Genomic DNA, 14,375 nt, shown 5'->3' with positions numbered 1-14,375 from the left:
AATCCTTTGCCATCCTTTAGAAGAACTTTAATCTTCATCTGTAGCAAGCAAAAAAACTGGTTCTGCTAGTTTGATTCAGAAGGATCAATTCAAATCATTAACATTAGTAATATGACTAGAATTTATTCCCATTTTACTATGTTTCCATTTTCAGTTACATTTCCTGAATGAACTGTATTTGTAATAATGAAAACGTCTGATTCTCCTAACTTTAAATGTTTTTTCAATAACTTGTCTAAGCTAAGTTGTATTCTTTCAATATTTGGTTTATCTCAAAGAGAAGGTAGAAATAGGATTACCATTACTTTGTAGTTTTGACCTGCCTGTTGAGAAACATCTATAATGGGAAGGCAGATGTCTTTCAAATCAACGTCAATTGTTTCGGCCCACTCTTTTGTAAGCGTCTCAAGTTGTTTGTTTGTAATTTTTATATCATTAATGCAACAGTTGGCTATCGGCATATGATTATAATTGACTATGAAGATGTTTAACGTTTTCTTTTAAATGTCAACTCTTGTTATCTTTAAGAGTTTCCCGTGGGTATGTAAAATCATAAACCACTTGGGGAAGTCCCTTTGCACTCTTTAGAAATTTTGGTTGAGGTGGAAGGCAAAGAACATCGATTTTCCACCATCTTACATTGGAATAGGCCTCCATATCACTTAGGAGACTTTGTTGCCGATGGGTTTTTTGCACTCGTGATCGGTCTTGTGCTTTTAGTGATGGGAATCGGGTTTTGGTAGTCGGATAGTTTTGGAATCAGATTCAAACGAAAATAGTTGCTCGGTTTTTGGGACAGGTTGTGCATGACTTGTTCTAAATTTATCGAAGGATAGAAATCCAATCGGCACGACTGGCACCTCGCAATCACTAGGATAAGAATTTAGCGATTGCCCAATGAAACTACGAAAAAACCAACGACAGACACTGGAAGTTTTAATGACGCCAATAAAACGATAGCGAAAGAATGACATTTTCAATTCGAGCCCAAATATAAGTTTTGTCTGCAAGCTCCAACTTCCTGATTTCAACAAAAAAAATATTGAGTACCACCCAGATTCTTGCCGGAATTGAAAGAGAATCTGTTATGTATCTATTTTCTATTCGCAGGCATACTCGATTTGCCATTCTGTAATATTTCTAGTGTTAGAAGTTTGAGCAGTTGAAACGGATATATTTGTATTTGATTTTGTAAAACTAGAATTATTTCTTTGCGCATTTACGTTTGTATTTTGATTTACATTCGTTGTCGTTCCAACCACTACTTCTCCTTCTTGTAAAATTTTAACTTGTTTTGAACCACAGTTAGTTGCCATAAAATTATTTGCTTCCGCTTTCGCTTCTGCAGATTTTAATATTCCTTGCGTAAGAGCGACAGTTCCACCTTCACCCGGTTTTGAACTAACAACTCGTGCTGTTGCACAATTTAAAATAGAAAAAGTAAGTATACCAATCATTACTAAATGAATTCGCTTCAAGCTTATATCTCCCGATTTGCTTTCCATGATAACTTGATTTCAGTAAAGTCAAATAAAAAAAGTTAGATGGGGTTAAAATTCTTTTATTCTATTGGTAAAACTTGGTCTTTAAAAGCTTTCAAGAAATCAATAGATATAACTTTGATTTATAATAAGTCGAAAGAAAAATACTGCTGTCCGAAAGTTAAACATGAGCTTTCGCCAATCATTTTGTGATTCCGTCTAGGAAGGTATTTTCGATTTTGGGCACCTCGCAATCGTTAGGTTAATTTTGATTGTGTTTTGTAAGCGACCGGGCTTTCCGTTTCAATCTTTTCGCATACGCGAAAAGGATTTCCACATTTTGCTTTTTACTTCTTTTGTATTGATCTCGGAGATTCAGTTGCAACTGAGTTCAAGTCTATCAAGTGTTGAGTTCTCTGCGCTCACTCACCAAGTCAAACTTTCAGTTTGCTTGTATCCTCGCTCCTATGGTCGCTGCGGATTAATCCCTGGTGCGGGGAGGGGATTTTAATATAACTATTGATTGTTGATCAATTTTCTAAAATCTTCCGATTCTAGATGGAAAGTGAAATTTTCAGCGGCTTTATTGAGAGGATATTTATCCGAATTGCCTTGAAGAGTGTTTTTTATAATGATCCCGGATTTGATTCATTGGATAAATTGTTCCCCAGCCTTTACCGACTCAGGACTTGCATCTTTAAGAATTTTGGTCATATAGTAATGCAATTACAAAGTTCGACTGTTCTCAAACACTAAAATCTTTTGTCACTTTGGATCCTGCTTTATTTCTAATTTTTTTATATCTTCTTCCAATTCTTTCAGGCTTTCTTCTTTCTCTTTCGTTTTTTGAGTGAGCCTATATTTTTCATATTCTTCTTCTGATTTTTTCAATGCCATTTCGTGACTGATTTGACCTGCATGGGTCAGGAGTTCTCTACCATTCAATTGTAGAATTGTATCGAGCCTTGCGATCCAATCTTTCATATACATGGGAACTCTTTGTTGTGCCATTGTTTCAGCAAAAGCAAGATATTGTTCAACGAGAAGCCCAAGCAATTTGATTTCGTCTTCTTGCAAATAGTTCTTCGCAACACTAACATCCGATTTACGAATTGAGTTGGGATTTTTCTTATCTAACGAAACCATACCCAAAAGAGGAGTTTCTGCATTCACTCGCTTGAACACGAGTTCGGCGGCCGTCTGTTCACTGATTGCCCATAAAAGTTTGTTTTGCACTACCTTAAAAAACTCTATAGATTTTTCATCTTTTGGGTCATAGTCAATGCTCGTTGTATAAATATCTTTGATTTTCTGGTAAAAGAATCGTTCTGAAAGTCGAATCTCACGAAGGCGTTCTTGCAATTCGTTGAAGTAATTCATGGAATTGCCTTTCTTGAACCTCTCATCGTTTAAAGCAAAACCCTTGGTTATGTATTCTTTTAGCCGTTTCGTCGCCCAGATTCGAAATTGAGTGCCCTGGGGAGATTTTACGCGATACCCTACGGATATGATGACATCAAGGTTGTAGCCATTTACTTCAATATCTTGGGTTTTTTCTGGAATGGCGCCGTGGGGAGTGGTTGTTCGGAATTTCCGAACAACCACTTTTTCATCTAATTCACCTTCGGAGAATACATTTTTGATATGTTCACTGATGGTAGATTTGGATTTCTGAAAGAGTTCACAAATCTGTACTTGAGTCAACCAAACCGTCTCATCTTCCAAGCGAACATCAATCTGGATATCACCTGTTTGGTTTTGGTAGAGGAGAAATTGGGAGGAGTTCGAGGGATTATCTTCCATTTTAGTTATTTCCCAATTCCCGAATTAACCATTCTAACTCTGTTCTGGCTTTAGATATGATCTCGTAGTAACTTGATATTACTATCGATCCATCTTGGTATTTTGAATCGATTTTTGAATCCTTCTTCCCGCCAATTACTATTATTTCTATCTTGCCAGAAGTTAAGTATTGATGTAATTCATCTCTGTATTTTTCAGCTTGGTTTTCATCATCTCGATCAATTTTATGATTGGATCTTTTAAATTTTAAAAGGAGATACCTTTCAGAAAAGTCGGCAGATAGAAGTAAATCAGGTCTTTTCTTTTTTTTGTCACCTTGATATTTACTAAGTATTTTATTCTCTACTATACTCTTAAGAGATTCATTAGACGCCATAAAAGAATAATGGCTACCAAATACCCAAAGGTTCTTTTCTAATGCCTTATGAATTGTGATTTCTAAAGTATTGTCATCTTCTATAAGTTTTTGAATTTCATCTAATAATTTTAATCTTCGTTTCGCTTGTATTGCAATATTCGCCATATCAATTAAACCAAACTCAGATAAGGCGTCAGCAAGCTTGAATATATCTCCTTTTTGTGCACTTTCAATATTCTGGATTACAAGCCAATATTCATCATATTCCAAAGCATCAAGTATAACGGAAATAATAGTATTAATTCTTTCATCGTTTTCATAAGAAAATCTTTGAAGAATTCTCTCTAATGTCTTTTTTGCATATTCTCTTCGATTCTCTGGTAATTTTTGGAGTTGTGAATTTATTTTCTTTTGAATTCTGGCTTTTTGAAGATTAACTTCTCGATTGAAAGTTTTCTTGACTTCTTTTTCTACAATTGCATGAACTTCTTGAGTAACATCTTGAAACGCATTACTGTTCTCAATTATCGCTCCCCAGTCGGCAGTCACATCGTTCGCCAAACCATCTGCTTCTACTTCTCCATAAACACGCTTTAACAACTTTCCAGGGATGTTTTCATTATCTTCCAACCCAAAAAAACTAGGCTTTCCAATAACTTTACCATTTACTTTTACTACTATCCCTGGGTTCTTTAAAGGTTTCTCCTCGGAAATCGTAAACTTTAAATTAACTTCTCCTACATCTTCCAATTCGAAATGCTTAACAAAAGTCTCCCCTGGTAAATCCTCTACCCCAACCAATTGATCATTCACAAAAATCTTGAAGTCAGACTGTCTTCCATATTCAAACATTAAAATTGATTTCATTTTTTCAATGCTAGGAAATACGAAATTCTGATTGAGGTCTGAAAGAATTATTGCCGTTCCATTGTCTGTGTCCTTAACTTTGGTCGTAATAGTAGGCAATTGTATTTTTTCGAGTTCTCTTTTGGACTGCAATAAAACCTCTTTTTTTATTATTAATGATGTTTGAATTCCTCGTGCCTTGGATTGGATTTCCATTGTATTTGCAGTGACCAAACCAGCAAATTTTCCAATTCCTTTTCGTCCCTTAACTTTTCTATTCTTCTTTTGAGTCTTTTCACCTTTTCTTGCTATACGGTCACTAGCAATTACAAGATATTCATTTTCCAACTCTTTGGTTGTCATCCCACAACCATCATCAGAGATAATAATTGGTCCATCTTCCAATGCTTGAGGTAGATTGATCCTAACATTTTCTGCATCAGCATCCCAGGCATTATCGACCAGCTCTTTTAGTGCCAGTTCTGTAGAACGGTAATTCTCTCCTAATATCAATGCAAGCCGGGTATCAACTTTAAATCGAGCCATAGAAGTTAATTAGTGACTTCCCCAATGCTCTCCAATAATGCATCATATTGGTCATTGTCATTTTCCTTTATCTTATCCAATATAAATTGAGCTACTTTTTTTAATTCTGGAATATCAACTGGAATCATTCCCCTATCAAAAATCTCCTCTAAGTGAGAAAGCTCGTTGTTCACTCTGTCGGTTAGTACAGTTGCTTGATTATTATTTCCAAAATATTTTAGTAACCTTTTTGAATTTGCATTTCGGGTATCGTTGTCAATCCTTGATGGGTATTTATAAAACAATAAAGCTTCTAAAAACTTTCGGGCATTATTTCCAAAATTGTAGTAAGTGGAATAATTAGCTTCATCACTTATATTAGCATTTGCACACAAATAAATTTGATGAAATAAGAAATTAAACTCGGTTACATAATCTTTTAGATATTTTGGCATTAATTTAAAATGGCTCTTTTGAGCTTCTCGAATTACTATGAAAAATTGAGTTTTTCCACTATTCGGGAGTCTCTTTAAATATTTCAAAAAATCAAGATTATGTGTGGAAATAAATAATTGTTCAAACTCCTGTTTTGCTACAATCTCGGAGTTAATAAGACTATAAATGAAAAAAATATGGTTACTGTCTAGACTTGAAATAGGGTCATCAATCCAAATGATCGGCTTACTCCCTTTTGTTTCAATATCTTCAAGTTTTGCCATAAAGTAACAGAAAGCAATTAGGCTGCATTCACCTTCGCTTAAATGGTGGGCTTTTTTGCCGTTTCTGATTATTTCAAAGCGAATTTTTTTGCCTCCGAATTGGTCAGATTCTTCTAATGCTTTTAACGTAAGAAAGTCGTGTCCAAAAAAATTGTTGAGATATTCATTTACCTTCAAAGCTCCTTTTTCCTCATCCTTCATTAATCGCTCTTTATCTTCAATCGCCTTGATTTGTTTTTGAATTTTTGAATCAATGTCTGCTTTTTCGTGTGCTTTGGTATCAGCAATTTTCTTTAATGCATCAATTCTTAATGCTTCGGTTGAATACTGAATCAAATTTGCAAAGTCGCATACTTCTCTCAAACGCAACAACCTCTTTGCCTCAGTTTGTTCGTCACCGAGTAATGTGCTATAAGTGTTTGCTTGCGTTCGAACGTTTTCAAAAATTTGCCAAATCCAGTCAAGACGTTTGCTATTGTCTTTTACTGGCATAAATATTTTGGTGTTTAGCAGGTCATTCTTCCGATTGGCTAATTGTTCAGAAATCTTTTCTAGTTCTAATTTTATGCTGTCAATAACGTATTGTCGAAGAGCAATAAGACGGTCAATATCCTTATGAAATTTGGAGTAAAACAGCACTTTATTCAATTTCAAACAATTAGCAAGTGCTACAATCTGTTGCTGAATATCATCAAGCAAAACATTAATTTCTTTTTCAAGTTTTTCTGATTCTTCATCAAAATGGCTATCAAGTACTTTCCATCTTTCATCAGTTATATCACTTCCACAAAAAGAACATTTTGCTAATTTGCCTTTATGATGTTGTTTTCCTTCATTTACCCAACGATTTAAGATAGAATCTTTCACCAATTGTTCAATTTTATCTGAACTACTTATTGGTTTTGTTATAAGTGCTTCCGCTTTACTTGAAATAGTTGAAATATCAATATTATGTTTTGGTAGTTCCCTAACATCTTGATTAACATTTTCTTTCAGTAAAGTGTCTTTTTCTGCAACTTGGGTATCTGTTAAAGGAGTAAAACTTGATTCAGTAACAATGGCTATTTCATCTTTAAGCTTGCTTATGTTGTAATTTTGGTCACCAAAACGGTCAGATTTGTATTTAATTCCGTTAGGGTTATTGGTAGCTTTATTGCTCAACTGCTGATTGAGGACTGAATTAGCTGACTCATAAGCTTGTTTAGAGTTCTCTGCAATTTCCTTTGCGTTTTTCAATTCAAGATAAAGGCCTGATTCGATACCCTCATCGTCTTTTCCAAGGATTAATTTAAAAGCTTCTATTTCAGCCTCTATGTCTGCATTGCCGCCTAGAATAGCAAAGGGGTTAATGCTTTCATCTGGATTGACTATAAAACGAAGATTATCCTTTACAAAATCTTCGTTAAATACTCTTATCTTTTTTCCGTGTGATGTAAGATTGACTTGTGTTGCATCTTCTAAGTCCTTTATACCAACTTCAAATTCTGGGTTTTCATACTTATTTGAAATTGTACCTTTTTCTAAAGCCCTAATAACTCTTGATAAGGTGGTTTTGCCAGAATAGTTTCTACCATAAATAACATTGATTTCCTTAAATAGTTGAACAGTGCCAGCTCCATCGCATACCGCAGTGTCCCAATCGTAATTTTGGAATACTGCAAAATTCTTTATGCTTTTGAACTTAGTTATCATTTTTACCCACCCCCTTCACACCGCCCCTTCCACAATCGCAATCTCTTCCTCATCCAACCCATACAACTGATACACGAGCGCATCAATTTGTTTGTCCAAAAGTTCCGCCTTATGTTCTAAATGTTTTTTGTCAGAGTCTGTTTTTGAATTTTCCATATCTTTTATGACATTTGTCAGTTGATTTACCAGTTCGATGAATAAAGACTCATGATTTTTTTTTGGAATCCTTATTTCGGAGACATATTGATGTATCCATCGATAATATCCTCCTCGAATGGTGGAAGTTAGTTTTCCGTAATACCAAGTAATTAGTTTTGAATTAATAATCGCTAAAAGGAAAATATCTTTTTGGGGAATTATATAACAAGTATTCACAAGATAACTATTATTCACATCAAATGTGAAATTTCCTCTCGTTGAGATGTCTGGAAATACTATCTTCTCTTTCTCGAACTCTTCAAAATATGTATTTGCACATCGTTGTAAAGCATACCACTCGTATCGAATACCTGTTTCAGCTTTGTTTCGATTCTCTAATTTAGATTTGAATTTTAATAAATGATTATATATTGCTGGATATATTTTTTTAAATTCGCCTTCCGCTTTTTTTGAGGAACCACTAATAGACTTATCCTTGTGAAGAGGAAAATGCCATGGAATAAACAAAACATATTTTTTTGGAGAAAGTGGAGCATATCTTTTGATATCCTTGCCTTCCAAAAACGGCTTAATCACTTCTGCACTCTTCGGATCCTCCGCCACCAAACGATTCTTTGTTGTTTCATCAATCACAAAGGCTTCATTAAGACCCGTTTTAATTCCGTAATAGATTTTCCCCTCTACGTATTCTCCGAGTGGAATCCCTGCCTTCTTAATTTTATCTAAAAGTGCAGATTCCTTTTGGTTAGAGAGCGACCATCCTTTGTCTTCTAATGATTGTAAATCGACTGTATACGAATTTTTCTTCACCGCATCTTTCAAGGAAACAAAGTCCAGAGTTTTCAATTGGGCAACGCTCAAATTTTTGGGTTTTTCATTGCTCAGTTTTAAGATACAAGGGTAAGTGGTGGCCGATTTGAAAACTGGTAAGTCACCAAAATCGATGATTTTATAGATGCGTTTGGTTTTTAAAAATTTTCGTAAGTTTTCTCCGTAATTGGCCCGCATCCATTTGTTGGCCACAATGATGGAATAAATCCCTTTGGGGTGGAGAAGAGAGAGGGCTTTTTCAATGAAATACACATAAAGGTCTGCGGTTCCGGCAAAAGTTGTGAATCTTTTTTTAGCGTACGTTTTGAACTCTTCTCCTAAAATTTCTTGTCTGACATAGGGAGGGTTTCCTACGATCACATCAAATCCACCATCAGCAAATACTTTTGGAAAATTTTCTTTCCAATCGAAAGTGTTTACCTTTCGCATTTCTTCTTTTCCAAAAAGAGAAAGATTTTTGTCTTCATAGAAGTCTTTATCAACGAGCGAATTTCCACATTTGATATTTCCTGAAAGGTCGGGAAGGAGTTTGACTTGGGAGTGTTTGAACAACTGTTCTGCACTTTCCGTATTTTCATCTTCCATCAGTTTCAGAAGTAGCGAGAGTTTTGTGACCTCAACAGCTTGTGGATCAATATCTACTCCGTAGATATGGTTGAGGAGTATGGTTTGTTTGACCGTGATGCTCAAACGGTAGGTATTTGCGGAGACTTGGTAGATCAGACCTGTTTTTAATGCTTTGTCGATTCGTTTTGGATCGGTATAGGCTTCCAAATATTGATGGAGTAAAAATGTATAGGCGCCCACAAGAAAACTTCCTGAACCACATGCCGGATCGAGTAGAGAAAGTTTGGGATGGGAATACAAATCCAATCCCTCCAATTTTTCTCCAAGTGTGCTTTCGATGATATAGTCTACAATGTATTGAGGTGTGTAATAAACTCCGCCAGCTTTGCGAACTTCTTCTTTTTCTTCCACTTTGGCCTGATGGGAAGAGGTGAGGCGAATGGATTTTCCTAAAAATTGTTCATAGATATTTCCCAAAATTTCAATGGGCATTACGGACAATTCGTACGGACATTCTGGGTAATAAAGATTACTGACTATGGATTGAAAAACTTTATCATCAACCTGTAGATTTTGGATCCAAGGTTCTGGGTGGAACAAACCTGAATTGTATTTTGAGTTTGCATTTAGAAAGATTTGGTTGAACTTTGTATAAGCAGAGTCACTGTTTTCTTTGGATGTTTTGGTTGCCTCAAGTAACATCCCATACTTTTCCATATTGCGATCTTCCGCAATCCGTAAGAATATGATTCGATCGATTAAGATTTGTACGGCAGTATTTAAAGAAAAAACATCCAAATCCTGGTTTCTAAGTGCCAAGTTTTTGGCAAGGGACTCCCGCCAACCTTCAATCATTGATAAAAATTCTTTATCAACTTCCGAGGTTCCTTTTTTCGATTTATTTTCTACCGCAAATTGGTCAAAGCTACCTTTGAGAATTGCTGATTTGGAAAATGTATTGTATATAAATTCGAAGTTCTTTTCATATTCATCAAATGTACAATAGAAGACCCGTCCAACCCCGGCTTTATCATTTTTGTTGGGTTTGATTCTTGTATCATAAATGGCAAATTCTTCAAAATCAGTCAAAACACATAAAGGAAGTTTGGCGGTATAACCATAACGTCGAATCTGGAAAGCTGGTTCAATTTCGTCTTTAATGTTGACTGAAGGCTTTTTTGCCTCTAAAAAAAATTTTCTCACTCCACCTACACGAAAACTATAATCTGGCGCTTTTGGTTTCCCTTCAATGATGACTTTGTCTTCACGAACCACATCTTTATAGGATTCGGAAAACCCTTGTTTGTTGGCTATATCCCAATCGAGCAATTCAAAGAATCTGTCTATGAATTGGGTACGAGTATTGGCTTCATCATATTTGGCATTTTTATATTCTTTGAGATTGGATTGGAAAAGGTCTGTTAGTTCTTTTAATTTGAGTAAGTTTTCTTTCATAAAAATGCCAAAGTTAAGATTTCTTGTCCTAAAAGAATATTAATGTACCATAAACCTAGGACAAAAACAAAGTCTAACGGGGATTCAATTGCGGAAAAGAACAAATTTATACTAAATGACAGTTATGGCTTCGATTCTAATTTCCCGAATAAAGCAAATTAAATTTTTTATAAATGGAATTAGACTTTTATCTCTGATCTGCGCTCCATATTTTTTTAGCTAAAATTTTTAGTTCCTTGAAGTCTTGGCGCATCAGAGACTCTTTTTTCTTCCGCGACCAACCTTGTATTTGTTTTTCTCGATAAAAAGCATGGTCAATCCTTGTATATGCTTCAAAGTAAATTAATTTTACAGGCAATCGTTTCTTTGTGTAATTTGATCCCTCGCCCCTTTGGTGTTGATCAAGCCTTCTATTTAAATACTTCGTACTACCAGTGTAATACGATCCATCCGAACAAACTAAAATATACATGTATCCCATAAAAATATTACCTTCATTTCTTGCTGGTAGTCTTTGTGGTTTCCGTTGTCTGTTGCTTCGATCGTTTCGCGTTTCGATACGCTTCGCTACTCAACGACCGAAACGACGGCATCAAATACCGAAACGACGGCATCAAATACCGAAACGACGGCATCAAATACCGAAACGACATCCGACCAACAAAGCCGAGCCTTGAGTAGGCCGAAGGCCGTATCGAAAGGCGAACTCTTCTTCACCAAATAAGCTAAAAAGAAATCATTTTGGTTCTAAAAAGTTTAACCTTTTTACCAACAAACCCTGCACCCTGGATCGACCAGCGAAGCGAGCGCCCTCGCCTTAGGGAGAGCCGGAACTGTGCGCCCAAAATAAAAAAGGGATCCATTCCTGGCTCCCTTCCTGCAAACATCTAGTCTTGGCGTTGTTTCTCGTTTCGTCGTTTCGATCGTTTCGATACGCTTCGCTACTCAACGACCGAAACGATGGCATCAAATACCGAAACGACATCCGACCATCAAAGCCGAGCCTTGAGTAGGCCGAAGGCCGTATCGAAAGGCGAAAGGCGAAAGGCGAACTACTCCTTATCTTATCCCTGGTTTGATGTATTTCAATTCATCCAAGTAACGACCCGTTCCAAGCACCACACAAGTCAGTGGGTTTTCGGCACGGAAGACAGGCACACCCGTTTCTTTGGTGAGGTAGTGTTCGAGACCGCGAAGGAGGCAACCACCACCTGTGAGAACGATTCCTCGTTCTACGATGTCGGCGGCAAGTTCTGGAGGAGTTCTTTCCAATACGGATTTGATTCCGTCTAGGATTTCGTCTGTTGGTTCTTTGAGGGCTTTACGGATTTCGTTAGAATCAAGTTCGAGGGTGCGTGGAAGACCAGAGATCGCGTCACGACCTTTGACTTCCATAGTGTCCACACGTTTGTCAGCGAAGGCAATGGGCACCTCGCATTTTTTCGATTAGGGTGCTCTTTACTTATACGCGACCGGGCTTTCCGCTCCAATCTTTTCGCAGGTGCGAAAAGTATTTCCACTGCAATCCCTGGTGCGGGGGTAGGGATTTTTATTCTTGCCGATCCGTAAAATCTGATGGGTAATGATTGCTAAATGAAAATTGTGATTGTTGCAGGACCAAATGGAGCTGGAAAAACAACTTTTGCTCGATTTTTTTTGGGCTCTATGCCTGAAATCTCCCACTATCTGAATGCTGATACAATTGCTGCTGGACTTGCTCCGCTAAAACCTGAAGCTGCAGCAGTGGAAGCAGGTCGATTTCTACTGACACAAATGGATCAGCTTGTAGGACAGAAAATAAACTTTGCATTCGAAACTACTTTATCTTCAAAAAATTATCTACGACGAATCAGAATCTGGAAAGCCTGTGGATATGATGTTAGGCTAGTTTTCCTGAGTCTGCCAAGCCAAGATTTTGCAATCAATCGAGTAAAGCAACGCGTGAAACAGGGCGGTCATAACATTCCAGAAAAAGTAATTCGAAGAAGGTTTAATCGTGGATTAGAGAATTTGGACGCATACAAAAAGATTGTCACAACTTGGCAGGTGTTTGATAATAGTGTTACACCCCCAATTTTAATTGAATCAAGTGATGTACAGAATGAAAAAAGAAAAAAATAATCTAAATGATTCAGTAATTGTGGAGAAGGCTTTGAATGAAGCCGCAAAGTATGCAAAGAAACTTGCAGTTCAGACTAAGACGAAGTTCATTACTCGGAAAGTAAAGTCAAAGAAATCTGTTTTCGCAGGTAAGTAGCGAGCTTCATCTAGTATTCACCACATAGGAACTTGGTAAGAGTTTTGCCAAGAACCAGTCCCCCCGACTCAAGAATGGTTATTCCATATTCGTGACAGATTGCTCATTATGGGAATCCAGTCGGCTTAAAGGCGACTATATTTACTGATTTACAATTGACCATTGTTGGAAAGAGAACTAGTACTGCGGATTATCCATGTTTACCGGGAGCTATATCAGCAAGAGATACAGCTAATAGTTGCTTTTACACAATTAGCACTGTTCGTGTTAGTATTGATGCCATTGCTAGTTTTGGATTTAAGGTGTTTTCGAATCCTACCAATAATCCTGTATTCAATAATCTAAATGCACTTTTTGTACAAATAGATCCATACAATAATTTTTATTATTCTCTAGACGTGAGAGAGGGAAATACTGTAAATCCGTATGGATTAGATCCCGAGGCAATCAGAAGTGTAGTTGACCCGCTCGTCAAATCTCTGGTAGTTCCGTTGGTTAATAATATTTTAAAGGAAATTCCATTACCAGCTAAACTAGACTTTCCTGCATTAGTGGACAAGAATGCTGGGACTAGTGGAGGAACAGCTTGCAAATTAAATGTACAAACTACTGCGATGAATTTGACAACTACTCCCACACCCAGTACAGAACAGTACATTCTCAATAAAGTGCAGCCTCTCGGTAGTTTCGCGACTAACCCTGGGAGCCTGGTGGAGTGTCCTTAATATTTTAAACTTGAATTTAGTCTAGAATCACAAAGTTTGTAAATCACCCCGATTTTTTATCCTTAAAAAGCAATAAAATTTTCCTTATCCTTTAAGAGAGATAAGGAAACTAAAAAATCGGGCTGAGGATTAAAATTCAATGACTGAACTTCGTAATTATCTAATTGCTTCTGATTATCCAAATCTTATTAAAAAAGTCAGGGCTTTAGTCAAAAAGAATAAAAGAAATTTTAAAAAACAAGAAGTCAAAGAATGGTGTGCAAAGAGATGGAGAAATATCTTCATCAACGAGGCTGTTAAATTTCCAGAAGCAATCGAAGCTTCAAATCATAAAAAATTCTTTGGTGGAAAAGATGAGAGAAGCGACAAACAAAAGATAGCCTCTCGATTCCTCAGGGACGAGGGTCCAAATGAATGGAACCTGGAAATGCCCGAAGCAGAATTTGGAAATCTAAAAAATACTACCTTACTTTTCTGTCCTGGCTTTTTAAGCGGACTTTTTCCTGTTATGGCATTTCAGGATGCATTTCCCTATTTGGAAAGAGAATACGGTGTCCGAATTTTACAGTCAGATTCTCATCCAATGAGAAGCTGTGAGGCTAATATGGCTGATCTGCTAAATGCTATTGAAAGGGGAATGGGGCTAGATGCAAATGAAAATCTCATCCCTGAAAAAGATGCAATTCCGCCGAAGGATGTATTTGTGATTGCGTATAGTAAGGGCATGCCTGACTTACTTTTTTTACTTTCAAGGAGACCGGATTTAAAAAAAAGAATTCGGTGCATTTTTAATTGGGCAGGCGCACCAGGTGGATCTTATCTCGCAGATTCTTTGTATGATTCTATAAAAGATATTAATTTTAATATTAAGGATGAATTTGATACATTAATAAAGTTAATCTCTCCCATTATACAGGTGCCGCATAAAATTAGAAGGCTTTCCGAGTTTAATGTAAA

Annotated in this window: 11 protein-coding genes; 4 read left to right on the top strand and 7 right to left on the bottom strand. The window is 36.5% G+C overall.

The genetic code is table 11. From position 1 onward, the window contains the following. Positions 1 to 575: 575 nt before the first annotated feature. On the top strand, positions 576 to 743 hold the full coding sequence (locus ND811_RS00055; protein WP_265350945.1) for a hypothetical protein: 168 nt from the start codon (positions 576 to 578) through the stop codon (positions 741 to 743). Positions 744 to 1,100: 357 nt separating this feature from the next. Here ND811_RS00055 and ND811_RS00050 read toward each other — a convergent pair whose 3' ends face one another. From ND811_RS00050 to ND811_RS00020, 7 genes are all read right to left on the bottom strand, one after another. Beyond that, positions 1,101 to 1,505: a hypothetical protein gene (locus ND811_RS00050; RefSeq protein WP_265350946.1), complete on the bottom strand. Its 405-nt coding sequence runs from the start codon at positions 1,503 to 1,505 to the stop codon at positions 1,101 to 1,103. A 741-nt stretch (positions 1,506 to 2,246) separates the two neighbouring features. After that, positions 2,247 to 3,284: a virulence RhuM family protein gene (locus tag ND811_RS00045; protein ID WP_265350947.1), complete on the bottom strand. Its 1,038-nt coding sequence runs from the start codon at positions 3,282 to 3,284 to the stop codon at positions 2,247 to 2,249. 1 nt (position 3,285) lies between these two features. Then, positions 3,286 to 5,034, bottom strand: coding sequence for an ATP-binding protein (locus tag ND811_RS00040; protein WP_265350948.1), 1,749 nt, complete (start codon positions 5,032 to 5,034; stop codon positions 3,286 to 3,288). A gap of 5 nt (positions 5,035 to 5,039) precedes the next feature. Further along, positions 5,040 to 7,424: an AAA family ATPase gene (locus tag ND811_RS00035; protein ID WP_265350949.1), complete on the bottom strand. Its 2,385-nt coding sequence runs from the start codon at positions 7,422 to 7,424 to the stop codon at positions 5,040 to 5,042. A gap of 15 nt (positions 7,425 to 7,439) precedes the next feature. After that, entirely contained in the window at positions 7,440 to 10,436 is a 2,997-nt protein-coding gene (locus ND811_RS00030; RefSeq protein WP_265350950.1) for an Eco57I restriction-modification methylase domain-containing protein, read from the bottom strand. A gap of 187 nt (positions 10,437 to 10,623) precedes the next feature. Then, positions 10,624 to 10,917: a GIY-YIG nuclease family protein gene (locus tag ND811_RS00025; protein ID WP_265350951.1), complete on the bottom strand. Its 294-nt coding sequence runs from the start codon at positions 10,915 to 10,917 to the stop codon at positions 10,624 to 10,626. A gap of 578 nt (positions 10,918 to 11,495) precedes the next feature. After that, on the bottom strand, positions 11,496 to 11,867 hold the full coding sequence (locus ND811_RS00020) for a rod shape-determining protein (RefSeq protein WP_265350952.1): 372 nt from the start codon (positions 11,865 to 11,867) through the stop codon (positions 11,496 to 11,498). 162 nt (positions 11,868 to 12,029) lie between these two features. Here ND811_RS00020 and ND811_RS00015 point away from each other — a divergent pair, with 162 nt between their 5' ends. From ND811_RS00015 to ND811_RS00005, 3 genes are all read left to right on the top strand, one after another. Further along, positions 12,030 to 12,557 carry an ATPase gene (locus ND811_RS00015; protein ID WP_265350953.1) on the top strand — a complete coding sequence of 176 codons (528 nt, stop codon included), beginning with the start codon at positions 12,030 to 12,032 and terminating at the stop codon, positions 12,555 to 12,557. A 291-nt stretch (positions 12,558 to 12,848) separates the two neighbouring features. Continuing rightward, the gene (locus ND811_RS00010; RefSeq protein ID WP_265350954.1) at positions 12,849 to 13,418 is read left to right on the top strand and encodes a hypothetical protein; all 570 of its coding nucleotides are present in this window, start codon (positions 12,849 to 12,851) and stop codon (positions 13,416 to 13,418) included. Between the two features lie 139 nt (positions 13,419 to 13,557). After that, a partial coding sequence (locus ND811_RS00005) for a hypothetical protein (protein WP_265365502.1) occupies positions 13,558 to 14,375 on the top strand: 818 nt, incomplete at its 3' end.

Source organism: Leptospira soteropolitanensis (assembly GCF_026151655.1).
Classification (GTDB): Bacteria; Spirochaetota; Leptospiria; order Leptospirales; family Leptospiraceae; genus Leptospira_A; species Leptospira_A soteropolitanensis.
The sequence above is the reverse complement of the archived record's forward strand: the minus strand, read 5'-3'. Positions and strand labels throughout refer to the sequence as shown.

Excerpts from the sequence above, each read along its gene's own strand:
- ND811_RS00050 (WP_265350946.1), bottom strand. The coding sequence starts at position 1,505 with ATGGAAAGCAAATCGGGAGATATAAGCTTGAAGCGAATTCATTTAGTA.
- ND811_RS00045 (WP_265350947.1), bottom strand. The coding sequence starts at position 3,284 with ATGGAAGATAATCCCTCGAACTCCTCCCAATTTCTCCTCTACCAAAAC.
- ND811_RS00040 (WP_265350948.1), bottom strand. The coding sequence starts at position 5,034 with ATGGCTCGATTTAAAGTTGATACCCGGCTTGCATTGATATTAGGAGAG.
- ND811_RS00035 (WP_265350949.1), bottom strand. The coding sequence starts at position 7,424 with ATGATAACTAAGTTCAAAAGCATAAAGAATTTTGCAGTATTCCAAAAT.
- ND811_RS00030 (WP_265350950.1), bottom strand. The coding sequence starts at position 10,436 with ATGAAAGAAAACTTACTCAAATTAAAAGAACTAACAGACCTTTTCCAA.
- ND811_RS00025 (WP_265350951.1), bottom strand. The coding sequence starts at position 10,917 with ATGGGATACATGTATATTTTAGTTTGTTCGGATGGATCGTATTACACT.
- ND811_RS00015 (WP_265350953.1), top strand. The coding sequence starts at position 12,030 with ATGAAAATTGTGATTGTTGCAGGACCAAATGGAGCTGGAAAAACAACT.